The sequence below is a fragment of the Amycolatopsis sp. NPDC003676 genome, from assembly GCF_053587275.1.
Genome location: NZ_JBSFNS010000089.1, coordinates 1 through 22173 on the forward strand (window position 1 = coordinate 1; position 22173 = coordinate 22173).

At 69.6% G+C, this 22173-nt stretch carries 23 protein-coding genes; 8 read left to right on the forward strand and 15 right to left on the reverse strand.

Annotated elements, in window-relative coordinates; all coding sequences use genetic code 11:
- Positions 1–416: 416 nt before the first annotated feature.
- The 4 genes from ACWDNU_RS34310 to ACWDNU_RS34325 form a co-directional block, all read right to left on the reverse strand.
- Entirely contained in the window at positions 417–1073 is a 657-nt protein-coding gene (locus tag ACWDNU_RS34310; RefSeq protein ID WP_449671922.1) for an HAD family hydrolase, read from the reverse strand.
- Between the two features lie 36 nt (positions 1074–1109).
- Positions 1110–1910: an alpha/beta fold hydrolase gene (locus ACWDNU_RS34315; protein ID WP_370934750.1), complete on the reverse strand. Its 801-nt coding sequence runs from the start codon at positions 1908–1910 to the stop codon at positions 1110–1112.
- Positions 1911–2031: 121 nt separating this feature from the next.
- Entirely contained in the window at positions 2032–3162 is a 1131-nt protein-coding gene (locus tag ACWDNU_RS34320; protein ID WP_449671923.1) for a metallophosphoesterase, read from the reverse strand.
- 235 nt (positions 3163–3397) lie between these two features.
- Positions 3398–3811, reverse strand: a complete 414-nt coding sequence (locus ACWDNU_RS34325; protein ID WP_370934752.1) for a DnaJ family domain-containing protein — start codon at positions 3809–3811, stop codon at positions 3398–3400.
- A gap of 120 nt (positions 3812–3931) precedes the next feature.
- Between ACWDNU_RS34325 and ACWDNU_RS34330 the strand changes: the two genes are divergently transcribed.
- Positions 3932–4735, forward strand: coding sequence for a TetR/AcrR family transcriptional regulator C-terminal domain-containing protein (locus ACWDNU_RS34330; RefSeq protein WP_449671924.1), 804 nt, complete (start codon positions 3932–3934; stop codon positions 4733–4735).
- A 314-nt stretch (positions 4736–5049) separates the two neighbouring features.
- Here ACWDNU_RS34330 and ACWDNU_RS34335 read toward each other — a convergent pair whose 3' ends face one another.
- The 3 genes from ACWDNU_RS34335 to ACWDNU_RS34345 form a co-directional block, all read right to left on the reverse strand.
- Entirely contained in the window at positions 5050–5964 is a 915-nt protein-coding gene (locus ACWDNU_RS34335) for an SDR family NAD(P)-dependent oxidoreductase (protein ID WP_449671925.1), read from the reverse strand.
- 55 nt (positions 5965–6019) lie between these two features.
- The gene (locus tag ACWDNU_RS34340; RefSeq protein WP_449671926.1) at positions 6020–7198 is read right to left on the reverse strand and encodes a lytic murein transglycosylase; all 1179 of its coding nucleotides are present in this window, start codon (positions 7196–7198) and stop codon (positions 6020–6022) included.
- Between the two features lie 219 nt (positions 7199–7417).
- On the reverse strand, positions 7418–8383 hold the full coding sequence (locus ACWDNU_RS34345) for a helix-turn-helix domain-containing protein (protein WP_449671927.1): 966 nt from the start codon (positions 8381–8383) through the stop codon (positions 7418–7420).
- Between the two features lie 51 nt (positions 8384–8434).
- Between ACWDNU_RS34345 and ACWDNU_RS34350 the strand changes: the two genes are divergently transcribed.
- From ACWDNU_RS34350 to ACWDNU_RS34370, 5 genes are all read left to right on the forward strand, one after another.
- Complete coding sequence (locus ACWDNU_RS34350) at positions 8435–8824, forward strand: cupin domain-containing protein (protein ID WP_449671928.1); 390 nt, start codon at positions 8435–8437, stop codon at positions 8822–8824.
- A 40-nt stretch (positions 8825–8864) separates the two neighbouring features.
- A complete protein-coding gene (locus ACWDNU_RS34355) occupies positions 8865–9368 on the forward strand; it encodes a winged helix-turn-helix transcriptional regulator (RefSeq protein WP_370934759.1) in 504 nt (167 codons plus the stop codon).
- A 138-nt stretch (positions 9369–9506) separates the two neighbouring features.
- Positions 9507–10019: an SRPBCC family protein gene (locus tag ACWDNU_RS34360; protein ID WP_370934760.1), complete on the forward strand. Its 513-nt coding sequence runs from the start codon at positions 9507–9509 to the stop codon at positions 10017–10019.
- Positions 10019–11056, forward strand: a complete 1038-nt coding sequence (locus tag ACWDNU_RS34365; protein ID WP_449671942.1) for an LLM class flavin-dependent oxidoreductase — start codon at positions 10019–10021, stop codon at positions 11054–11056. The genes ACWDNU_RS34360 and ACWDNU_RS34365 overlap by 1 nt, the downstream gene beginning before the upstream one ends.
- Positions 11057–11142: 86 nt before the next feature.
- Complete coding sequence (locus ACWDNU_RS34370; RefSeq protein WP_370934761.1) at positions 11143–11688, forward strand: dihydrofolate reductase family protein; 546 nt, start codon at positions 11143–11145, stop codon at positions 11686–11688.
- A gap of 67 nt (positions 11689–11755) precedes the next feature.
- Here ACWDNU_RS34370 and ACWDNU_RS34375 read toward each other — a convergent pair whose 3' ends face one another.
- Complete coding sequence (locus ACWDNU_RS34375; protein WP_449671929.1) at positions 11756–12970, reverse strand: amidohydrolase family protein; 1215 nt, start codon at positions 12968–12970, stop codon at positions 11756–11758.
- A 101-nt stretch (positions 12971–13071) separates the two neighbouring features.
- On the opposite strand from ACWDNU_RS34375, the gene ACWDNU_RS34380 reads away from it, so the two are divergent.
- Entirely contained in the window at positions 13072–13518 is a 447-nt protein-coding gene (locus ACWDNU_RS34380; protein ID WP_449671930.1) for a MarR family winged helix-turn-helix transcriptional regulator, read from the forward strand.
- Positions 13519–13583: 65 nt separating this feature from the next.
- On the opposite strand, the gene ACWDNU_RS34385 is transcribed toward ACWDNU_RS34380, so the two are convergent.
- The gene (locus tag ACWDNU_RS34385; RefSeq protein ID WP_449671931.1) at positions 13584–15110 is read right to left on the reverse strand and encodes an AMP-binding protein; all 1527 of its coding nucleotides are present in this window, start codon (positions 15108–15110) and stop codon (positions 13584–13586) included.
- 328 nt (positions 15111–15438) lie between these two features.
- Complete coding sequence (locus ACWDNU_RS34390) at positions 15439–16257, reverse strand: LuxR C-terminal-related transcriptional regulator (protein ID WP_449671932.1); 819 nt, start codon at positions 16255–16257, stop codon at positions 15439–15441.
- Between the two features lie 93 nt (positions 16258–16350).
- On the opposite strand from ACWDNU_RS34390, the gene ACWDNU_RS34395 reads away from it, so the two are divergent.
- Positions 16351–17106, forward strand: a complete 756-nt coding sequence (locus ACWDNU_RS34395) for a hypothetical protein (RefSeq protein WP_370934766.1) — start codon at positions 16351–16353, stop codon at positions 17104–17106.
- Positions 17107–17192: 86 nt separating this feature from the next.
- Here the strand turns inward: ACWDNU_RS34395 and ACWDNU_RS34400 are convergent, their stop codons facing one another.
- From ACWDNU_RS34400 to ACWDNU_RS34420, 5 genes are all read right to left on the reverse strand, one after another.
- The gene (locus tag ACWDNU_RS34400) at positions 17193–18248 is read right to left on the reverse strand and encodes an amidohydrolase family protein (RefSeq protein WP_449671933.1); all 1056 of its coding nucleotides are present in this window, start codon (positions 18246–18248) and stop codon (positions 17193–17195) included.
- Between the two features lie 14 nt (positions 18249–18262).
- Positions 18263–19075 carry a dihydrofolate reductase family protein gene (locus ACWDNU_RS34405; RefSeq protein ID WP_449671934.1) on the reverse strand — a complete coding sequence of 271 codons (813 nt, stop codon included), beginning with the start codon at positions 19073–19075 and terminating at the stop codon, positions 18263–18265.
- Positions 19075–19944: a dihydropteroate synthase gene (gene folP / locus ACWDNU_RS34410; protein ID WP_370934769.1), complete on the reverse strand. Its 870-nt coding sequence runs from the start codon at positions 19942–19944 to the stop codon at positions 19075–19077. The genes ACWDNU_RS34405 and folP overlap by 1 nt, the downstream gene beginning before the upstream one ends.
- 140 nt (positions 19945–20084) lie before the next feature.
- Positions 20085–20384, reverse strand: coding sequence for a YciI family protein (locus ACWDNU_RS34415; RefSeq protein ID WP_116198492.1), 300 nt, complete (start codon positions 20382–20384; stop codon positions 20085–20087).
- Between the two features lie 180 nt (positions 20385–20564).
- Positions 20565–22085: a PucR family transcriptional regulator gene (locus ACWDNU_RS34420; protein ID WP_449671935.1), complete on the reverse strand. Its 1521-nt coding sequence runs from the start codon at positions 22083–22085 to the stop codon at positions 20565–20567.
- Positions 22086–22173: the final 88 nt, after the last annotated feature.

Consider the following 22173-nt stretch of genomic DNA (forward strand, 5'->3'; position numbering starts at 1 on the left):
TGCTGTGGTTTGGGGGTTGTTTTTCATGGCGTCAATTATCCCTTCAAACCCACCCCCAGACCGCAGGGACGCTTCGTATCGGGGCGCGGGGGTGGGGCTGGGTGCCTCGATCGTTGGGTGCGTCGGTGGCGGTTCGTGAGTGGGTTGGGGCGAGCGCCCCAATGTGGCGTTGGGTGCATGTGACGCACCGAATGCCGCATTGGGGTCTCTCACGGACTGGCCGAGGGTCGTGAGGGGAACCCTGAGAGGGTGTTTCGAAACCCAGCGGCGTGGCCAAGCATCGGCTGTGATAAGGGCGTGGCGCGGAGGCCATTGCGTGGCGGCGGGCAAGCCGTCATATAGCACAAGGCTTCAACGACGAGCTGCCCGGGTTTCGAAACACCCTCTGAGGGAATCTGACTCCCTCAGGGTTCCCCTCACGTACCGAATTGCTGCAGTAGCGCGCTCAGCGAGGTGGTGGTGAGGGTGGGGAGGACCAGGTCTGCTTTGGCGAAGTCCAGTGTTGCGGTGATGGGGTTTGGCACCGCGATGGTGATGATTCCGGCTGCTTTTGCCGCGCTGACGCCGTGGGGCGAGTCTTCGAAGGCCAGTGCTTCTTCCGCGGCTACGCCTAGGGTGCGCAGGGCTGCCAGGTAGGTGTCTGGGTCAGGTTTGGGTTTGTGGCGGTCGCCCGTTTCTACTGCGGTGAAGCGGGATGCCAGGCCTAGGCGTTCTAACTGGCCGTGCACCCAGGTTCCGGATGAGCTGGAGGCGACGCCCAGTGCCAGACCACGGCGGGCGGCCTCGTCCAGGTAGTCGAGTACGCCTTCGCGTGGGCCGTCTTCGGCCAGGAGTTCGTGTACTCGGGCGCGCATTGCCGGGCGCAGGGTTTCCGGGTCGACGTCTTCGACTTGTTCGGCTAGCAGCTTGAACATCGTCGCCGCGGTGTTCTGGGTGCCGATGACTGTGTGCCAGACATCCAGGGGCAGTTCGACTCCGTGTCCGGCGAACATTTCTTGCCAGGAGCGCAGTACCGCGGCTTCCGTGTCGGCCAGGGTGCCGTCGAAATCGAAGATCAATGCTCGCGTAGCCACGTTTCGCAGCTTGCCTCACCTGGCCCGCGGGCGGGGTCAGTTCGTGGCGAAGAACTCCGCCAATACCGGTGCGAGGGCGGCGGTTTTCACCAGGTGCGTCTGGCCGGGGAGGGTGCGGTAGTCGGCGTTGGGCAGCTGGCTGGCTGCTGCCGCGACGCCGTTGCGCATCCACTCGGGACTCTTGCCGCCGTCGAGGATCAGGGTGGGGGCGGTGATTCCGGACCAGCGGTTTTCGGGGAGGGGGCGGCCGGCCTGGTTGTCGTCCATGACCTGGGCGTCGTAGGCGAGGGTGTGGGCGACGCGTTTCATGCGCGGCCAGGCTGGCATCAGGCGCATCATCGTGACCATCAGGGCGGGCAGTCCTACGCCTTCGACCATGAAGGTCTTGATCGCGTCGCCTGGCTTTCCGGCGGACACGGCTGCTTCCAGCTTCGCCTGGTAATCGGCGGGGACTCGTTTGCGGGTGCTGTCGACGACGAAGGGCGGTTCGTAGACCGCGACCTTCTTGACGGGCACGCCGCGGTGGGCGGCTTCCAGCACCAGGGCTGCGCCGGAGGAGATGCCGTAGAGGCCGATCTCGCCGCCGGCTTCCTTGGCCAGCGCGGCGATGTCTTCGATTTCGCGCTCGACGTCGTACGGGCTCGCGTCGCCGCTTTCGCCCCGGCCGCGGCGGTCGAAGGTGTAGACGGTGAAGCGGTCGGAGAGAGCCTTGGCGAGGTCGTCGTTCGGGGTCGAGGTGCGGTAGCAGAGTGCGCCGTCCACGAGGACCAGCGCGGGGCCGGAGCCGATGCGGGAGTAGGCGATCTGGGTGCCGTCGGCGGACGTGACGGTGGGCATGGGGTTCCTCCTCGGGGTGGTGCCGTTGAGGAGAACTCTCGCATCCGACGAGTGCGATTGTCAAGACAAAAAAATTGTTCGGTGGGATGTGGTGCTGTCGGTGCGGGCGTGGGGGTTGGGGTCAGGCGCTGCGCAGGGTGAGCAAGGCGATCTCGTTGGGGGCGAAGACCCGGAAGGGCGGGCCCCAGAAGCCGGAGCCGCGGCTGTTGTACAGCTGGGTCGGACCGTGCCGGGTGAGGCCCGACAGGGTGGGCTGGTCCAGGCGGACCAGGAGGTGGAAGGGCCAGATCTGGCCGCCGTGGGTGTGGCCGGAGATCTGCAGGTCGACGTTTTCCTCGCGGGCCTGGGCGACCTGTTTGGGCTGGTGGGCGAGCAGAACGACGGGGACGTCGGGATCGGAGCCGTCGAGGGCGGCGGCCAGGTCGGGGCCGTGGCCGGGGAGGCCAGAGGCGGCTCCGGTGGGGTCGTCGATGCCGGCGAAGAGCAGGCGGGCGCCGTCGCGTTCGATCAGGGTCGAGCGGTTGTGCAGGGTGTCCCAGCCGAGGCTCGCCATGTGGTCGAGCCAGGCCTGGGCTTCGCCGAAGTACTCGTGGTTGCCGGTGATGTAGAACCGGCCGAGCGGCGCCTGGACGCCGCCGAGCGGGTCGACCTGCTTGCGCCGCTTGGCGACGGACCCGTCGGCGAGATCCCCGGCGTGGCAGACGACGTCGGGCTGCAATCGGTTCAGCTCGGCGACCAGGCGTTCGGACCAGCGGGTGCGGTCAAGCGGGCCGTAGTGGGTGTCGGTGATGACCGCGACGCGCAACCCGTCGAGCCCGGCGCCGAGCTTCGGCAGCACGACATCGACCTCCTTCACCGGCGGTACCCGCATGGCGATCCGGTTCCCGCTGACGAGCAGCACGGCGGCGACGGCGAGCGTGACCCCGGCGACGATCCGCGGCCGCGCGGGATCGTCCACTCCGGACACCAGCAGGACCAGTCGCAGCACGTGCGTGAGAACGCTCCAGGTGAACAGCACCCAGACGGCGCCGAGCGTGACGTCCCCGACCCGCGCGGCGGTGTCGCTCTGCTTCGGACCGTGCCCGAGGACCATGAGCACCGGGAAACTCAACGCCGCGATGCCGAAAACGACCGTCCCGGCGACGGTCCCCGCGACCGGCCAATCCGGCAGCAACACGAGTACCGACCACGGCTCGCCGAACAGCACAAGCACCGCGGCGACCACGAAGGCAACCCGACGAACTCCAACCACGGTCCTCTTCCCTTCGCCCAGGTGCTACCCAGCGTAGCCGCAGCCGGGGAGTGGATGGCGGGGCGTGAAGGGGGAGGGGCGAGCCGGATGTTCTGGATGGAGTGGTCGCTACTGGTGCGGTGAGGCGGAAGCCGTGGGCTCCCGGGAAGTGGCCGCAGCGGGTACGGCCCGTTGGCGCCAACGCGGCGACTGGCAAGCGTCTCCGGCGGCATCGCCCGAACTCAGCTCGCGTGGCTCAGGACTCGCCGCGCCCCGCACGCCAGCTCGCCACCGTTTCCTCCACGTCCAGCGGCCGGGCCCGCAGCACCGGGCCGTCCTGGGGCATCGCGTGGGTCTTGCGGATGCGGTCGTTCAGGTCTTCGACGATCTCCCGCACCTTGCGTTCGGAGTGGATTTTCGCCAGTTTCCCCGGCAGGTCTTGGATTTCGCGCGGGATGGCGAGCGACGGCGGCAGAAACGCGGCCACGTCGAGGTCGCCTTCGCGAGCACGTCGGATCGCCCAGTCGGTCGCCGCGTCGCGGCCGGTCGGGGGCGGCAGGGGTTTTCCGGTTCCTGGCAGGTCTTCGAAGTCGCCGCGGGTTTCGGCCGCGGCGATTTGCCGGTCGACCCACGTGCCGTACGACACGCCCGGTGGTTTGCGTTCCGTCACGGGAACCACCTCCCTCGCTGCCCAGCGTAGCGGCCCGCGAGCCGCCGCGGAGGGGACGAAGGTCCTGAAACGGCAGGTAAGATCCCACGCTGATGCGTACGAAGGCCGGGAGGGGACGCGATGATCGTCGAGCACGAGGGCGACGGTCCCGAGGCCGCGCGCGAGGAGGTCGCGCGCACGCTCGCCCTGTTGTGGCGCGACCGTACGGGCGCCCCGGAACCCTCGTCCCGCGGCAGGCGGCCGACGCTCACCATCGAACGGATCATCGTGGCGGCCATCGCGGTCGCGGATGCCGAGGGGCTTGTCGCGACGTCGATGCACCGCGTGGCCAAGGAACTCGGGGCGGGCACGATGACGCTCTACACCTACGTTCCCGGCAAAACCGAACTGATCGACCTCATGGTGGACACCGTTCTCCTCGAACGGAATCTGCCCGGCCCGGGCGAACCCCGGCCGGAGGACTGGCGTGCGCAGGTCCGCGTTTACGCCGACCGGACGCGCGACATTTACCGTCGGCATCCGTGGCTCCGCGAGCGGTCTCGGGTGCGGCCCGCGCTCGGCCCGGGGCAGCTGGCCGGTCAGGAATATCTGTTGTCCATTATGGACGGACTGGGCTTGCCCGCGCGTGAAGTCGTTGCGGCGGCCAGTTCTGTCGCCGGATATGTGGACGCGAACGCGGCGGCCGAGGCGGAGAGTGTCCACTTGGAACAGACCACGAGACAGTCCAATGACGCGTGGTGGGGGCAGCGTTCTTCTTTCTGGTACACGTTTTTCGACGTCGAGTCCCATCCGACGATGAACCGGACCTGGCTCGCGGGCGGGTTCGACCAGCCTTCCGGGAAGCAGGCGTCGGACGCGTCGGAGTTCGGATTGGACCGGCTGCTCGACGGGATCGCCGACCGGATCGACCAGGTCGGCGAATAGGCTCAACCGCTCAGCGACCGAGCCTGGTGCGCACCGCCGGGAGCTGGCTCGCTCGCGGCGCTGGCCCGAATCGGCGAGACGCGGGGGCAATGCGTCCATGTCGTCGATTCTGGCTTTCGCGGCCTTGTCCGTGGTCTTGGTCGTCATCCCGGGTCCCGCGGTCATGGTGGTCTGCTGACCTGCTCAGCGACTTGTTCAACCCCAAGACCGTCATCGTCTTCACCAGCGTCATCCCGCACTTCCTCCACCCGGCGCGCGACCTGCCGACACCCTCGTCCTCGGGGTGGCGTTACGGGTGAGCAGGGCGGGTCGAGTCAGGAACCCCCGAGTGCGAACCGGATTCCGGTCGCTTCCTCGGAAAGCGTCCACAATCGACGGCCCCGCACCACATCCCGGGAAGCGCCCATAGCCGTCCCCAATCGGGGTCGGCCCACTCCGCCGAAAGCTGGACCGTAGTAGGAACCGCCGGTCGCGGCTGGGTCGATCGCGGCCCGGACCGCGGGCCACGCGCCGTGATCCTTGCCGTGCGTGTAGGGCGCGAGCAGCCGCATCACCGGCACCGGCTTGGTGATTCCCGGTCGAGCGGGGCTGGTCCGCTCAAGACTGAACCCGGGGTGCGCGAGGATCGCCCGCACCGGCGAACCCGCCGCACGCAGGCGTCGGTCGAGTTCCATCGCGAACGATTGCACGGCGTGCTTCGACAGCGCGTACGCACGGAAGTCCGAATACTTGCTTGAGCTCTGCAGATCGTCGATGTCATACGGATACATCCGGGTGATCAGGCTGCCTGCCAGCACTACCCGCGCGGACGAGGCGGTCAGGACCGGCATCGCCAGCGCGGTGAGCGCGAAGTGGCCGAAATGATTGGTGCCGACCGCCAGCTCCAGGCCCTGTCGCGTGGTCCGGCGCACGGGCCCGGGCGCGGTGATGCCCGCGTTCTCGATCAACGCGTCCACCCGGTCGAGACGGCCGAGCGCCTCGACGGCGGCCGGGATCGTGTCCAGGTCGGCGAGGTCCAGCGGGATCGTGCTCAACGAAGCCGGACCGATGCGCGTGCGCACCATCTCGACAGCCGCGCGCAGCCGCGAAGGGTCACGGCCCAGCAGGGCGACGTGTGCTCCGGCGGCGGCCAGTTGCTCGGTGACGAAGTAGCCGATTCCGGCGTTGCCCCCGGTCACCGCGTACACGCGACCGGCGAGGTCGGGCAAGTTCCGGGGATTCCACGCCACGATCGCCCCCAACAGTCCGGTTTCCGGGTCGGTCCGGACTATACGAACGCCGCGGTCAGTGCGTCGGCGCGGCCTCCGTGGTGGTGCTGGAAGTCGTGGTCGACGTGGCCGGGTTCGCCGGGGCGGAGCTGGACGGCGTCGTGCTCGTCGGGGTGGTCGGCGTCGTCGGCGTGCTGCTCGTGGGCGTGGTGCTGGACGGCGTGGTCGGCGGCGTGCTGCTCGGCTTCGCGGGAGTGCTGCTGCTCGGCGCGGTGCTGCTGCCGGGAAGCTGCGTCGGCGTGCCGGGCTGGTTCGGCGTGGCAGGCTGCGCCGGGGCGACCGGCGGCGGGACGGGCGGTGCGACGTCGCCCGCCGGGCTGCCCGCGGCGGCCTCGACCGCGCCGGGGCCGGGCGGGGCTCCGATCGGGACCTTGCTGTCCGGCAGGTTCGAGACGCCGCTGCGGTAGCCGTTCGCGTATGCCATGACAGTGTCCACATAGGACTGCGAGTTGTTGTACCGGCGCACCGCGAGGCGCTGGTCGGCGTCGGTGGAGAGGTCCAGACCTCCCGAGCACAGGTAGCGCGCGGTGGCGAGCGTCTCGTCGTAGATGTTGTTCGGGTCGGAAATCCCGTCGCCGTTGCCGTCGGAGGCGTACGACGCCCAGGTCGACGGGATGAACTGGGTCGGGCCGACCGCGCGGTCCCACACCGGGTCGCCGTCGTAGCGGCCGTGGTCGGTGTCGCGGATCGCGGCGAATCCGCCGGAACCGTCGAGGACCGGGCCGAGAATGCGTTCGAGGGTGTTGCCGCGGGCGTCGACGTAGCCGCCGCGCGCGTGGTTCGACTCGACCCGCCCGATGGCCGCGATCAGCGCCCAGTCGAGGTGGCAGCCGGGCTGTTCGCGGGCCATGATGTCGGCCGCGTTGCGGTAGGCGCGCAGCATGCTGTCCGGGATGCCGAGCGGGCCGGCGGTGGTGGCCGAGCCGGGGCCGTTCGGGTAGCCGGGGACGCCGAGCGCCTGCGGGACCGGCGGCTGCGGGAGGCTGCCGTCGACGCCGATCGGCGGGAGCGTGATGCCGGGCGGCAGGCCGGGGGAGTTCGGCGCGGCCTGGGCGGCAGACGGCGGTTCCGCGGCGCGCAACGCCACCGGGATGCCGGACGACGTCACCGTCGGCAGCACCACGAGCGCGCCTCCGGCGAGGGCGGCGAAAGCCCGGCTCCGGGCGTTCCGTCCCTCCAGGCGGCGTCTGGCCATGCGTGTCTCCCCGTTCGTTCGGCCGGTCTGCGGCCAAGCTAGCGGATCTGTGCGCGATCCGGTGAGGGGTCGCCGGAATTCTGTCCGTTCCGGCCAACTTTCGTTCGTCTGGCATAAAACCTTCGGCGGGTTCCGGTCATCGGGGCTTAACCGGGATTTTGCTGAATAGGCCGAATGGAGTAATCCGTTCGTCGGGTCCACAGTGGACCCCGGAGCGTTTTACGCCGCCGGGCCGAATCGTTTCCGGTATTCCGACGGCGACAGCCCGGTGTGCCTGCGCAGCTGCAGCCGGAGGTTCGCGCCGGTGCCCAGCCCAGTGCGGGCGGCGATGCGGTCCAGACCATGTTCGCCGCGCTCGATGAGGCGGCGGGCCAGCGTGACGCGTTCGGCGGTGAGCCAGGCGAGCGGCGTCGTGCCCAGTTCGGCGCGGAACCGGCGGTGCAAGGTCGCGGCGCTGGTCGCCGCGCGCGCGGCGAGATCGGCGACGGCGAGCGGCTGATCGAGGTGCTGGCGCGCCCATTCCAGGATCGGTGCGAGCGAGGCGTCCGGAATCTCCGGCATCGGACGTTCCACGAACTGTTGCTGGCCGCCTTCCCGATGACCGGTGAAAACGAGGCGACGGCTCACCGCGTTGGCGATTTCCGCGCCGTGATCACGCTGGATTACATACAGCGACAGATCGAGCGCGGCGGCGCTTCCGGCGGCGGTGAAAACTGTGCCGTCCTCGACGAAAAGAACGTCCGGCTCCAGGCGGACCAGCGGGTAGCGCGCGGTGAACGCCTCGGCCCACTGCCAGTGCGTGGTGGCGCGGCGATCGTCGAGCACGCCGGCCTGAGCCAGGGTGAACGCGCCGGTGCAGAAGCTCATCAGCCGCGCGCCGCGGGCGTCCGCTCGCTGGATCGCGGCGATGATCTCCGGGTCTGCGGGGGTCTGCGGATCCGGCCGGTTCGGGACGATCACGGTGTCCGCGGCGTCGATTGCCTCGAGGCCGGCGACGTCGGCGAGGGTGAAGAAGCCGAGGTGCATCCGAGCTTGCCCGCCGGGCGCCGCGAGCGCGAAGTCGTACCACGGCGTCGGCAGTTCCGGCCGGCGCAAGCCGAACAGCTCCGTCGCGACGCCCATCTCGAACGGGTTAGAGCCGTCGCCGACGATCATCACGACGCGGTGCGAGGATCCTTTCGGCATGTGCGATTCCTAGCACTCCCGGCCACCGGAAACCAGGCCCAAGATCGAACTATGCCAACTCAACCCCTCGACCTGCGGGCGGTACTCGCCGGATTCGACGCTCCGTGGAGCCCGCGGATCGTCGCCAACGTCAACGACTACGACATCCGTCTCGCCCGGTTCGCCGGCGAGCACGTGTGGCACAAGCACGACAGCACCGACGAGTTCTTCCTCGTCCTCGACGGCGCCATCGAGATCGGCCTGCGCGAAGCGGACGGCGAACGGACCGTGACGCTGACGCGCGAGCAGGCGTTCGTGGTCCCGCGCGGCACGTTCCACAAGCCGTCTTCACAGGAGGGCGCGGTGGTGCTGCTCGTGGAGCCCGCTGGGACGCTTTCGGTCGGCGACGAGCACGAGGAAGTGCCCGACACTGTCGACGTGACCGTCGGGCATCGCGTCTGACCTGCTGGGTTGCACCGTGGGACGGCGTATCCTCGCCGTCATGAAACGCACTTCCTTCGCGCAGTGGCCGTGCTCGATCGCTCGGACCATGGACCTGCTCGGGGACTGGTGGACGCCGCTGGTGCTGCGGGACGCGTTCTACGGTGTCCGCCGCTTCGACGAGTTCCAGCAGGCGCTCGGCATCGCGCGCAACACCCTCGCCGACCGGCTGCGCAGGCTGGTCGACGAGGGGTTGCTGGAGAAGCGCGCCTACCAGGCCGAGCCGGTGCGCTACGACTACGTGCTCACCGAGAAGGGCCGCGATTTCTGGAGTGTCTTGGCCGCGATGACGGCCTGGGGCGACCGGTGGCTGGCCACTGAAGCGGGCCCGCCGATCGTGCTGCACCACGACGCCTGCGGGCACGACACGACCGCGAGAGTCGTGTGTGCGGACTGCGGCGAGCCGCTGTCCGCGGACGACACCCGGATGCGGCGCGGACCGGGCTTCCCCGAACGCCTGGCGCAACGCCCCGACGTCCAGGCGAGGTTCGCGCCCCAGGAATAGCGGTACGTGAGGGGAACCCTGAGGGAATCAGATTCCCTCAGGGTTCCCCTCACGGCCCTTCGGCCTCCGCGGTGATTGACAGGGTCAGTCTTGTTACGCAACTATGCTGGTCGAGACGCCAACGGAGGAGGACTCGCCATGGAGTGGACCGGCGCGCGGTACGCGGACACCCCGACCGTGCAGGTGGACGCGTGGATCGACGGCTCGCCCGAGCAGGTCTGGCGGTTCGCCTCGGACGTCGTGCTCATGCCGGAGCTGAGCGGCGAACTGCAGGCGGTCCAGTGGTGCGACGAGGGCTCGGAACCGGCGCTCGGCCGGTCCTTCGTCGGGCGCAACCACCACAAGATGCGCGGCGACTGGGAAACCACGTCCTACATCGTCGAATGCGAGGAGCCGCGCGTTTTCGCCTGGGCGGTCAGCGATCCGGCCAATCCGACCGCGGTCTGGCGGTTCACCCTCGCCCCGGAGAACGGCGGCACGCGGCTCACGCAGTGGGCGCAGATGGGACCGGGGCCGTCCGGGGTGACCGAGGTGATCGCGCGGATGCCGGAGAAGGAACAGAAGATCGTGCACGTCCGGCTGAGCGAGTTCGAGGCCTCGATGACCGCCACGCTCGGCGCGATCAAGGACCGCGTGGAGGCCGCCGGATGATGCGCGCGGCCACCACCGTCGAGGCGTCGTCCGGCTGGCCCGGCACCCGGGATTTCGTGCTGGAGGCGGAAAAACTGGGTCTCGACGAATGCTGGGTGGCCGAGGCGTGGGGCTCGGACGCGCCGTCGGTGCTCGGCTACCTCGCCGCGCGCACGGACAAGATCCGGCTCGGCTCCGGCATCATGCAGCTCGGCGTGCGCACGCCGGTCGCGCTCGCGCAGGCCGCGCTCACGCTTGCCGAGATGTCCGATGGACGGTTCGCGCTGGGCCTCGGTCCGTCGGGTCCGCAGGTGATCGAGGGGCTGCACGGGGTGCCGTTCGCGCGGCCGTTGACCCGGATGCGCGAGACGGTGCAGATCATCCGGAGCGCGTTCGCCGGGGAGAAGATCTCCTTCGCTGGCATGGCTTTCCAGATCCCGTTGCCTGGCGAATCCCGCCCGATGCGGTTGTCGACCAAGCCGAACGAGGACATCCCGATCTACCTGGCCACGCTGTCGCCGCGAATGCTGGAGCTGACCGGCGAACTCGCTGACGGCTGGCTCGGCACGAGCTTCGTCCCCGAGGGTGCCGAGGCCTACTTCCGCCACCTCGACGCCGGGCTCGCGAAAGCGGGGCGGAGCCGCGGCGATCTCGTGGTGTGCCAAGGCGCGGAGGTCGCGTTCGCGTCCGATGAGGACGAACTGCGCCCCATGGTCGCCGGGCGGAAGAAGGAGCTGGCCTTTTCGTTGGGCGGCATGGGTTCGGCGAGCACGAACTTCTACCACGACGCCTACAGCAGGCAGGGCTGGGCGGAGGTCGCCGCTGAAGTGCGGGAACGCTGGCAGTCCGGCGATCGCGACGGCGCGGCCGGGCTGGTGACCGATGAGATGGTCCTCGCGACGACGCTGATCGGCACCGAGGACATGGTCCGTGCCCGGCTGAAGGTGTGGCGAGCCGCCGGAGTCGACACGGTCCGGCTCTATCCGGCGGGCGAAACGCTGGAAAACCGCCTGGCGACGCTCGGCCGGGCACTCGAGTTGGTAACGGAAGTGCCCTGACAGACCAAGCATTGGGCCAACCGGCTGCGTCGGCGGGTCCGGTTGCGCCATAGTGTCGGCGATCCCGAACACCAAGGAGTCGCTCGATGCGCAAGATCGTGTCCACCTTGTTCGTCTCGCTCGACGGCGTTGTCGAGGCGCCGGACCAGTGGTCGCTCTCGTACTGGAACGACGAGCTCGAACACGCGGTGGGCGACGGCATGGCGGACGCCGACGCGATGTTGCTGGGCCGCGTGACCTACGAGGGCTTCGCCGAGGCGTGGCCAGGCCGCACCGACGACCCGGGCGCGGAGTTCATGAACAGCGTGCCGAAGTACGTCGCGTCCACCACCCTGACCGCGGCGGACTGGCACAACACGACGCTGCTGCGCGGCGACCTCGGCGAGGCGATCGCGGAACTGAAGTCCAGCGCGGGCGGCGACATCATGACCAGCGGGAGCACGACGCTGGTGCGGTGGCTCCTGTCGCACGGGCTGGTGGACGAGCTGACCCTGCTGCAGTACCCGGTGGTGGTCGGCAAGGGACGGCGGCTGTTCCCGGCGGAGGGGCCGCAGCTGGACTTCCGGCTGGCGGACACGACCGCGTTCCGCAACGGGGTGCTGCGGTTGGTTTACCAGCCTGCCGACGACTGACTATCCAAAGAGGACGGTCAGTGGCCCCGAATCCCGGCTCGCTGAACAGGATTCGGGGCACCTGCGGTCAATCCGCCAGGCGGGCGCCGCGACGCCAGATGGCGCGGGTGTTGAGCGTGTCGCTGATGTCGCGGGTCGGGTCGCCGTCGACCAGCAGAAGGTCGGCGCGGAGTCCCTCGGCGACGCGGCCTCGGTCGCTGAGCCGGAAGCGGCGGGCGGTGGTCGCGGTGGCTGCCCGCAAGGCGCGCTCGGGCGTGAGACCGGCTTCGACGAGGTACTGCAGTTCGTGGTGCAGGCTCGCTCCGTGCGCGAGGCCTCCGAAGAACGTCTCGGGCATGGAGACATCGGTGCCCGCCAGCACGTCGACACCGGCGGCGTCGAGCGCGCGCACGGTGTCGTACACGTCTTCGAGCTTGCCCTGCGGGTAGCGGTTGTAGCTGGAGCGCAGGGTTTCTTCCCACTTGTCGTCGAGGCGGGCGGCGACTCGGGGGTCGTCGGCGAGCGCGCTGCCGGTGATGCCCATCAGCGAGGCGTTGAGGCTGATGCAGGGAACGACGAACATGCCCGCGTCCTTGACGAGGCTGATGATCTCGGCGGTGTGCGGCTGGTCCATGAAGACGTGGGCGAGACCGTCGATGCCCGCCTCGACGGCCATCTTGGTCGCTTCCACGGTGAGCGCGTGAGCCACGGTGAGCGCGCCGTACTTCTTGGCTTCCGCGACCCCGGCGTTCACCGTGGCCTGGTCGAGACACGGCAGACCGGGGTGCCCTTCCACGCTGCCGTCGTCGATCATGAATTTGATGAAGTCTGAGCCTCTGGCCAGGAGTTGGGGGACGAACGCGGCCGCTTCCTCGGGCGTGGTGGAGAACGGCATCACCGGCATCACCGGCGGGAGGTCCCACTTCGGCCGGAATCCTTCGGGCATCAGCTCGCTGGGATGACCGCCGGGCGGGGTGATGCCGAAACCGGCGGACCGCACGTCGGCGACGGTGTCGTCGTCGGTGAGGTGGCCCCGGTTCTCCCGGGTGTTCATGCCCTGCATCTCCAGTTCGGTGGTCACCCCGAACCGCAGGGCCAGCGCCAGCGAGCCCGGGGCGGAGTGCACGTGGGCGTCGATGAGCCCCGGGAGCAGGGTCGCGCCGGTGCCGTCGACGGTTTCGCTGACCTGGGGGATCTCGCCGCCGACCTGGGCGATCCGCGTGCCGTCGAGGACCACGGTCCGCACCCCGAGGGACTTCTCCCCGTCGAAGACCCGGGCGTTGGCGATGGCGGTGAGCGTCATGGTGGTTCGTCTCGATTCCTTGCATCGGGTATTTGCATACCTAATGCTATGTACTTGCCCTGAGGTATGCAAATGGGCAGGTGCGGCCTAGGATCAAGCGCATGAGCGGCTCTCCCGACCCCGTACTGGACCAGATCGGCCCAGCGCTGTCCCGGCTGCGGCGGCGCACTCCGGCGTCGAACAAGGATTTGTCGCGCAATCTCGTGCTCAACGTGATCGCCGACGCGCCTGGCGAGACGACGGTCGGCGGGCTCGCCGTCGAGATGGGTGTCGCGCAGCCGGTGGCCAGCCGGACTGTCGCCGCGTGCATCGCCGACGGCTTGCTGCGGCGGGCGGCGTCGCAGGCCGATGGACGTCGTACGGTGCTCGAACTCACCGAGCATGGCGAGGCTGAGCGGAAGCGTTTCGCCGTCGAGCAGCGAAAAGCGTTCGAGGAGATCACGGCTGCTTGGTCGGCGGAGGAGCGTGCTCAATTCGCGCGACTGTTGACCCGGTATGGCGCTGATGCTGCGGAGTGGTCGAGGAAACAGGCGGCGAGCGGGGGCTGACGGGGCCGTCCGTCGAGGCGGCGCAGTGCTCCTTCGGGCGCGGTACGAAGGAGCACTGCACAAGCTCAGTTCACCTGCCGGTCCTGCCCCTCCCAAAACGGCTGCCGCAGCTTGAACTTCTGGATCTTCCCCGTCGCCGTCCGCGGCAGTTCTTCGAGGAATTCCACCCGCTTCGGGCATTTGTACCCGGCCAGGTGCTGGCGGCAGTGCGTGATCAGCTCGTCCGCCGTCACCTCGCTGCCGTCGGTCACCACGAGGGCGGTGACCAGCTCGCCCCATTTCTCGTCCGGGATGCCGATCACCGCGGCTTCCCGGACGGCCGGGTGCGAGCTCAGCGCGTCTTCCACCTCGATCGACGACACGTTCTCGCCGCCGGTGATGATGACGTCCTTCTTGCGGTCGGCGATGGTCAGGTAGCCGTCGGCGAAGGTGCCGCCGTCGCCGGTGTGGAACCAGTTGCCTTCCTGGACCCGGGCGGTCTCGTCCGGGTTTTCCCAGTAGCCGTCGAGGTTGTGGTTGCTTTGGGTGAGGACTTCGCCGTCGGTGTCGATCGTGACGCGGACGCCGAGGGCCGGGGCGCCGGCGCGGCCGAGGAGCTTCGCCTGCTCGTGCGGGTCCAGGTCGGCCCATTCGCTGCGGAAGCGGTTGACCGTGACCAGCGGCGACGTCTCGGTCAGGCCGTAGATCTGGATGAATTCCCAGCCGAGTTCCGCGCGCACGCGTTCGATGGTCCGGGTCGGCGGCGGCGCGCCGGCCACCACGATCCGGACTCGGTCGCGGCCGGGGATTTCGCCTTCCCAGGAAGCGGCACCGTCCAGGGCCGCGGTGACGACGGCGGGAGCGGCGCACATGATCGTCACGCCGTGTTCCTGCACGCGGCGCAGGATTTCGGTGCCGTCCACCTTGCGCAGCACGATGTGCCGTCCGCCGAGGCCGGTGACCGCGTACGGCATTCCCCAGCCGTTCGCGTGGAACATCGGCAGGGTGTGCAGCAGGACGTCGTTGTCGCTGAGCGTGGTGTGCAGGCCGAAAGTCGTTGCGTTGAGCCACAAATTGCGGTGCGTGAGCTGGACGCCCTTCGGCCGCGCGGTGGTGCCGGAGGTGTAGTTGATCGTGGCGGTCGCGGATTCGTCGGCGTCCCACGGCCGCGGGTCGCCGTCGCCGCCCCAGATTTTGTCGTCGTCCTCGCCGAGGACGAACACGTGCTTCGCGGTTACGCTGTCCAGCAACGGTTTCAGCTCGGGGTCGATCATCAGGACCTCGGCGCCGGAATGCTCGACGATGTACCGGACCTCGGCGGCGGCGAGGCGGAAATTCACCGGCACCAGGACGCGGCCCCAGCCGGAGACGCCGAAGAACGACGTCAGCAGCCGCGCGGAGTTGTGCGAGACGATGGCGACCCGGCCGCCGGCGGGAACGCCGAGCGCGTCGAGGTTCGCCGCCTGCGCGCGGGCGCGGCGGGCGAGTTCGCGGTAGGGCACCGAGCCCCAGGACTCCGCGGGCTGGGCTGGTTCGTCCACCACCGCGATCCGGTCCGGGTACACCGTTTCGGCGCGGTCGAGGAAGTCGCGGACACTCAGGTCATAGAACACGTGGCGATCCCTTCGCGTCAGCGGGCCGCACTGCCCGCGCGGGTGATTTTCGCTCGCCGGACCGGGTCTGGCCACCCCACATGGAGGGTGCGTCCGATGTGGACTGGAACGAGCCAGCGGGTGCCTTGGTCATCGGTGCCCGCCCACGTGCGGTGGCCGCCCGAAGGTCCGACGCCCAGGGAAACTGGACGGCTCTCGAGCAGGACGCACGGGGTCGAACGGAGAAAGTCCCCGGCGCTGCGCTGACTCGCCTCGGCAGCGTGCGTTCAGAAGTACTGCATAACCTCGGCAGAACTGCGGGTACTTCGGGATCGGACATCGCCGCGTCCTAGCGCAGGAGCCCGGCGGCGCGAGCCCGGTTCACCGCCTGCACCCGGTTCGACACCGCCAGCTTCCGCATCGCGTGCTTGAGATACGACTTGACCGTATTGGGCAGCAGGCCGAGCCGGTCTGAGATCTCGTCGTTCGTGCAGCCCTCGCTGACCAGTCGCAGCACGTCGACCTCGCGCGGGGTCAGCGCGACGCCGGGCAGGTCGAGCTCCGGGCGCAGCCGTTCGCACACCGCGAGCAGCCGCTGCCGGGCGCTTTCGTCCTGGATCGAACCGGCGATGGCGGTCAGCTCGGCGTGCAGGTCACCGCGTTCGGCCGCCGGGACGACGGTCGGTGCGGCCAGCCGTCGCTGTACTTCCTCTTCGACCTCGATGTCACGTCCCAACCGAGTCGCCACCGCGGTCGCCGCGTGCAACAGCCGGTCGCCGAACGTGATCGAATCCCGCGACGCCGCATACAACACCGCGCGCGTGGTCTCGCCGACGCGCACCGGCAGCGCCACCATCGCGCGCAGCCGTTCAGGTGCGACCGCGTGGTCGTATTTGTGCGTGATGCCCTGTGCGTTGAGATAGTCGACGACCGTTGACGGCCGCGCCAGCGCCACCGCTTTGCCGCCGAGCCCGGCCCCGGTGTCGACCTGGATGTGCTGCATCGACCGGGTGGCGGTGCCGCGGAGCTGGTCGATGACGTGCGAGCGGGAAGCCGCCGACACCGGTCCGCCCATCGCGACCGGCAGCTCGGTGGCGATTTGCAGTGCTTTGAGCGCGCCGGCGACCAGGGGGCTGGCCGTCAGCGCGAGCCGGCCCGGAGGCGTCATGGGCACCGTCCCGCTTCACTCGACCTTGATGGGTGGACGTCCACGTTACGCGTTGCGTCGCGTTCGGACTACTCGTGTGGTTCGGTGGCACACGTGGCAACCACGGATTTCGATACCGTCGCCGACCGGCTCTACGCAGGTGAGCCGGCCGACTTCGTCGCGGAGCGCACCGCGGCCGCCCGCGCGGCGAAGGAAGCGGGCGACGTCGAGCTGGCGCGCCGGATCCGCGCGCTGCGCAAGCCGACCGCGGCCGCGGCGTACGTCAACCGCCTGGCGCGCGACGGTTCCGCCCCGCTGTCCGAGCTGGCCTCGATCGGCGAGAAGCTGCGCGACGCGCACGAGCAGCTCGACGGCTCCCGGCTCCGCGAACTGGCGCATCAGCGGGCAGAGCTGGTGCAGCGGATCGTGCGGGACGCGTCCGGCTTGAGCGATTCCGTCGAGCGCGAGGTGGAGGAAACGCTGGAGGCGATCGTCGCGGACGCCGACGTCGCCCGCCTGGCGCTGGCCGGACGGCTGACGTCGAAGGCCCGCCAGGACGCCGACCGCTGGCTGTCGCTGCCGACGAATCCCGCGCCCGCCAAGAAGACCCGGCAGTCCGAAAAGGACCGTCGAGCCGAGGAAGAGGCCCGGGTCCGCGCACTGGAACGGCGCCAGGCGGTACGGGCGCGGGCGGAAGCCGAACGGAATCTGCAGCGCGCGGAGCGGACGGCCGAGCAAGCCGACGAACGGGTGACCGAATTGCGGGAACGGCTCGCCGAGGCGGAGCAACGCGCCGCGCGGGCGGCCGACGAGTTGACCAAGGCGCAGAAGACTTTCGAGGAAGCCGACGATGCGGTTCAGCGGTCCTGAGGACGCAGGTACGTGAGGGGAACCCTGAGGGAATCTGATTCCCTCAGGGTTCCCCTCACGTACGACAAAGCCCGCCAGCGCTGTCGTCAGCGGTCGATTTCCCTTCCCGCGCACCAAACAGTGCGAATCGCCCGCGTCGCCGACAGATCAGCCACCGGATCGCCGTCGACCAAGACCAGATCTGCCCGCAGCCCGGGCCGGATCTCGCCTCGGTCAGTCAGCCCGAACGCCCGCGCCGGGCCGATGGTCGCGGCGCGCAGGATCTCCACCGGGCTCAACCCCGCCTCGGCCAGCAGTTCGAACTCGTGGTGCAGGCTCGACCCGTGCGCGACCGCGAGCGGAGCTCCGGAACCTCCGTTGGCGTCGGTCCCGGCGAGGATTTCGACCCCGGCGTCGTGCAAAGCAGCCACGTTGGCCAGGAAATCGCCAGTGGCACCGGCGAAGAAGGCGAGCGCCCCTTCCATCATGGTGAGCGTCGGGATCGCCGTCTGCCCAGCGGCTTTCATCGCGGCGACATCCTCGTCGGCGATCCGGCCGACCACCGGCACATGCGTCACGAATCGCGCTCCGGTCGCCACCGCCAGGTGGTACGCGCCCGAGGTCGCCGCGTGCAGGACGGTGTCCAGGCCTCGCTCCCGCGCCGTGTCGACCAACGCCTGCAACGCTTCCGCGGGCGGACCGCCGTCACCGGGAGCCTCCGCGACGCCTTTGACGTAGTCGACGCCCTCCGCGGCCCGCTCTTCGACGAACCGGACGGCGGCTTCCGCGGTCGTCACGATCGCGGAAGCGGGCATCTCCGGGATCGTGGAGTGGAGGCCGTGCGGGCCGATCGCGGGAAGCCCGGCACTGCGGAAATCCGCCGGGCCCGCGGTGCGCAGTTCGGTTACCCGGGAGGCTGGCCAGCACGCCATGTCTAGCCCGGTCGTGATGCCCCATTCAGCGAGGTCGGCCAGCTGCTCCGGCCGTTCCAGATGGAGGTGCGCGTCGATGAACCCGGGCAGCAGGGTCGCCCCGGCGGCATCGATTTCCCGTGCCCCGGCAGGATCTGTGCCGAACACCGGCCCGTCGATCACGACGGTGCGCGGTTCGGTCAGCCCTTGTCCGTCGAAGACGCGTGCGTTGCGCAGAGCGGTTTTGGCCACGATCCCTCCCCGGGTCAGTGGACGCGATACCGCAAGAGTACTGAGTTGTCGTCTACGAGCGCGGACATTAATTCGAGTTGCTGGGGGTCGATGGCGGCACCCATCGCGACGCGCGGTGCGTCTCCGGCGATGAGAATCGGCGCGACGGTCAGGCGCAGTTCGTCGACCACGCCCGCAGCGAGCAGCGAGGCGAACAGGTGCGGGCCGCCCTCACAGTCGATGCGGCGGAGGCCTCGCCGGGCCAGTTCGTCCACGGCCGCGCGCAGGTCTACGTCGCCGTGGCGGGGGCGCGGGCGCTGGTCGTCCGGGTCGGCGTGCAGGGCCGGGTCGCCGGTGGCCTCGTGCAGCGTCGGGTCGCCTGTCCCAGCGACCAGGACATCCGCCCCAGCGGACGCCCACGCCGCGCGCAGTTCCGGGTCGGTCGCCGCGCTCGTGATGACGATCGTCGGCACCAGGGCCTTGGTGATCACCGGCGCGTCCGGCGGCAGCGAACGACCGGTGCTGACCACGGCGATCGGCGCGATCGGGGCCAGCCCGTGCCTGCGCCGCCGCTCCGCGGTCTTCTCGTCCGGCCGCAGGCCCTCAAAGCCCTCGGCCTGCGCGGTGCCCGCGCCGACCAGCACGACGTCGGCGAGGTCGTTGCCCAGCCGGTAGACGATGCGGTCCGCGGGCGTCGACAGCCCGCCCGAGCGGCCTTCGATGGTGATCCCGCCGTCGGCGCTCGACACGAAGTTCACCGCGAGCCACTTCGGCACGTCCGGATAGACGTAGAGCTGCTCGACGTCGGCCTCGGTGCGGTCTGAGTTTCCGGGAAAGACTTCGCGCATCAGACCGACCGTACAACGTTCGCCGGCGGCCGGGTGCCGATGATGCTGGCCACCATCTCCGCGACCTGCCGCGTCTCGCGGACCTGGTGCGCGCGGAACATCGCCGCGCCGTGCAGCGCGGACACCGCGGTGGCGGCGAGCGTGCCGATGACTCTTTCGCCGACCGGGAGGTCCAGCGTTTCGCCGATCACGTCCTTGTTCGACAGCGCCATCAGCACCGGCCAGCCGGTCGCGACCAGCGCGTCGACGTGCCGCAACAGCTCGAGCGACTGGTAGGAGTTCTTCCCGAAATCGATGCAGGGGTCGATCATGATGCCCTCGCGCGGCACGCCCGCGGCGAGCGCGCGCTCGGCCAGCGCGGTCGTGCCTTCGACCACGGCGGCCACCACGTCGTCGTACACCGGCCGGACGGCTTCGGTGCGCGGCACGAGACCGTTGGTGTGCGAGCAGATGTAGCCCGCGCCGTGTTCGGCGGCGACGTCGAGGATCTCGGGCTCGATCGCGGCCCAGTTGTCGTTGACCAGGTCCGCGCCCGCGCGGCAGACGGCGTCGGCGACCTCGGCTCGGTAAGTGTCCACGCTGATGACCAGCTCGGGGAAGTGCTCGCGGGCCCATTCGACTGTCGGCACGACGCGGCGGATCTCCTCCGCCGCGGTGACCTCGGGACCCTTGCCCGCAGGCACGCCGCCGATGTCGATCAGGTCGGCGCCCTCGGCGTGCGCGCGGCGGATGGCCGCTTGCGCGGGGGCTTCTTCGAAGGTCGCACCGTTGTCGTAGAACGAGTCGGGAGTGCGGTTGATGATGGCCATCACCAGGGCGCGGTCACTGGTGAGGCGACGGCCTCGGAACACGAGGTCGGGCGTATGCATGCGGTCTCCCGGGCCGGAACGAAAGATCTCGCGTGATCATAGGCGAGTTCGCGGCGGGAGTACGTCCGGCAGGTGGCGGGCGGAGCGGTCCGGAGGCCACCTGCGTCCGGGCGTTCGTCGATCTGCGCGAAGCGGTGCGATCAGGAGGCGAGCGCCTCGTTGACGGTCAGGAACTCATCAGCGGTGCGGGTGGCGGAGAATTCGATCACGCGGTAATGCGCGAGGCGTTGCAGTACGAGCGGGTCGGTGGCGAGCACGGCGTCGAGCTTGCCGCGCAGGCACGGGCGGGAGATGATGACCTGGTCCGCGTCCTCGTTTCCTTTTCCGGAAACGAGGAACAATCCGTGCGCGAAGTGGCTTCGCAGCCAGTCCGCGTGTTCGGCCAGTGCGTAGTCGACTTCGTTTCGAGGTGCTGTGTAGGACAGCAATGCGATGTACATGACCTCAGGGTAGGACGCTCGGTCGGATGGTGCATCCTCCTCCCGAGTGCCGTCGTGCTTCATCGAATGGTCAAGTATTCCCAATAATTCTTTACGGATAAGCGTACTGTTTGGATTTCCGTTACGGGGTACGGAAAATCAGGGTCTGCGGCGTTTCCGCAGGACATTCCGGACGGATGGTCAAGACCACCCCCAGTTCTGCGTGAAGCAGCCGGCCAGATAAAGATCCACGCGGTCGGCGAACCGGCTCGGATCGCGTCCGGTGAGTTCCCCGATCCGGGTGATCCGGTATCGCAGGGTGTTCACGTGCAAGTGGAGCGTGGCCGAAGTCTGTGTCCAAGATCCCGAATGTTCCAGGAACGCCTTGAGTGTCGTTATCAATTCGGAACCGTGTGCGGCGTCGTACGCGAGTACCGGCCCCAGTACTTTTTCGCCGAACGTGCGGCGCAAGTCTTCCGGAACGGCGGCGAGCAGCAGCAAATGGGACGCCACTTCGTCGCCGGACAGCACCGTCGCGCGGCCCGGCGTCAACGCCGCCAGTGTGCGCGCGTGCCGGGCTTCCTGCACGCCGGCGCGCAGACCGGCGGCGTCCGCGGCGCGGCTGAGGCCGAGCGTCAACCGCGCGGACCCGAGCGCGGGTTCGATGGTGTGCACCGCTTCCCGCAACGTCTCGGTGTCGCGCGAGGAGAAGAGGCCGAACGTCTCGCCGTCGACAGTCGCCGCCAGCACTGGCTGCCCGGTGGTCGAAAGCAGTTCCTCCACCAGCACCTGCGCCAGTCCCGGCCCGCCGCCGCGGACCTCGGCGGACAGCGTCGCCACCGGTTCCTGCGGCGCGAATCCGGCGGCGGCCAGCCGGGAGGTCAGCTCGCCCGGTGCGGCGTCGTCGGAGAGCACCAGCCGCAGCAGCGGTTCGGCCGCCCGGTTCTCGATCCGCCGGGCCTCGTCCACCCGGGACCGTTCGAGCCCGACCAGCGCGGCGAGCTCCTGCGCCAGCTCGCGGCGCGCGGACGGCCACTGCGCCGGATCGCCGTCCACCACCAGGAACCAGCTCGCGATCCGGTGCCCGGAGCGACCGGCCGCGCCGAGCAGCGTGACCGGACCGTCCTGGCACGGCAGCCGTTCGGCGCGCAGGAAGCGGCGGGCCAGCGCGGTGCGCCGCGCGGTGGGCAGTTCGGGTCCGCCCGCCAGCTGCTGCCCGGTCGCGCTCAGCACGACGCAGCCGGTTTCCAGCTCCTCCGCACCGGCTTCGACCAGCGCGGACAGCCCGCGGCCGGAGGTCACCGCGGCCACCAGCCGCCGGTGCGAATCGCGGGCGGGCGCTGAGCGTTCCGCCGCCAGGCCCAGGATCACCCGCTCGGCGACGGTCGCGAACGAAACCGACACCGGCACCTCGAACAACGGCAGGCCGACGCGCTCGCAGGCGGCGACGAGGTAGTCCGGCACCGGGCCGCCGACCTCGGCGGTGCCCGCTCCGAGCGCGGTGACGCCCGCGGCGGCGAGCTTGCCGACGAACGCGTCCGCGTCCGAAGGCCCCGGCAGCCAGCGCATTCCGCACAGCACGATCTCGCCGCCGTCGAGGTACCGCGTCGGATCCTGCAGGGTCGCCTGGAAGACGCGGCCGAACTCGCGGTCGCGCGCCTTCTCGCCCGCCAGCAGCCGCAACCCCAGCTCCGGGGTGTCGAGCAGTGCACCCAGCCGCATGCGCGCCTCCTTCCGCCCATCAGTACCGCACACCAGAGGGGTTTGGCGGAAACTACGAAAAACCGGCCGTTCGCGCTCGCCGCTTTCG

What these genes read in the sequence shown, in the direction of transcription:
- ACWDNU_RS34315 (WP_370934750.1), bottom strand. Translation starts at nt 1,910, where the DNA reads ATGCCCACCGTCACGTCCGCCGACGGCACCCAGATCGCCTACTCCCGC.
- ACWDNU_RS34330 (WP_449671924.1), top strand. Translation starts at nt 3,932, where the DNA reads ATGATCGTCGAGCACGAGGGCGACGGTCCCGAGGCCGCGCGCGAGGAG.
- ACWDNU_RS34340 (WP_449671926.1), bottom strand. Translation starts at nt 7,198, where the DNA reads ATGGCCAGACGCCGCCTGGAGGGACGGAACGCCCGGAGCCGGGCTTTC.
- ACWDNU_RS34345 (WP_449671927.1), bottom strand. Translation starts at nt 8,383, where the DNA reads ATGCCGAAAGGATCCTCGCACCGCGTCGTGATGATCGTCGGCGACGGC.
- ACWDNU_RS34350 (WP_449671928.1), top strand. Translation starts at nt 8,435, where the DNA reads ATGCCAACTCAACCCCTCGACCTGCGGGCGGTACTCGCCGGATTCGAC.
- ACWDNU_RS34355 (WP_370934759.1), top strand. Translation starts at nt 8,865, where the DNA reads ATGAAACGCACTTCCTTCGCGCAGTGGCCGTGCTCGATCGCTCGGACC.
- ACWDNU_RS34360 (WP_370934760.1), top strand. Translation starts at nt 9,507, where the DNA reads ATGGAGTGGACCGGCGCGCGGTACGCGGACACCCCGACCGTGCAGGTG.
- ACWDNU_RS34365 (WP_449671942.1), top strand. Translation starts at nt 10,019, where the DNA reads ATGCGCGCGGCCACCACCGTCGAGGCGTCGTCCGGCTGGCCCGGCACC.
- ACWDNU_RS34370 (WP_370934761.1), top strand. Translation starts at nt 11,143, where the DNA reads ATGCGCAAGATCGTGTCCACCTTGTTCGTCTCGCTCGACGGCGTTGTC.
- ACWDNU_RS34375 (WP_449671929.1), bottom strand. Translation starts at nt 12,970, where the DNA reads ATGACGCTCACCGCCATCGCCAACGCCCGGGTCTTCGACGGGGAGAAG.
- ACWDNU_RS34380 (WP_449671930.1), top strand. Translation starts at nt 13,072, where the DNA reads ATGAGCGGCTCTCCCGACCCCGTACTGGACCAGATCGGCCCAGCGCTG.
- ACWDNU_RS34390 (WP_449671932.1), bottom strand. Translation starts at nt 16,257, where the DNA reads ATGACGCCTCCGGGCCGGCTCGCGCTGACGGCCAGCCCCCTGGTCGCC.
- ACWDNU_RS34405 (WP_449671934.1), bottom strand. Translation starts at nt 19,075, where the DNA reads ATGCGCGAAGTCTTTCCCGGAAACTCAGACCGCACCGAGGCCGACGTC.
- folP (WP_370934769.1), bottom strand. Translation starts at nt 19,944, where the DNA reads ATGCATACGCCCGACCTCGTGTTCCGAGGCCGTCGCCTCACCAGTGAC.
- ACWDNU_RS34415 (WP_116198492.1), bottom strand. Translation starts at nt 20,384, where the DNA reads ATGTACATCGCATTGCTGTCCTACACAGCACCTCGAAACGAAGTCGAC.
- ACWDNU_RS34420 (WP_449671935.1), bottom strand. Translation starts at nt 22,085, where the DNA reads ATGCGGCTGGGTGCACTGCTCGACACCCCGGAGCTGGGGTTGCGGCTG.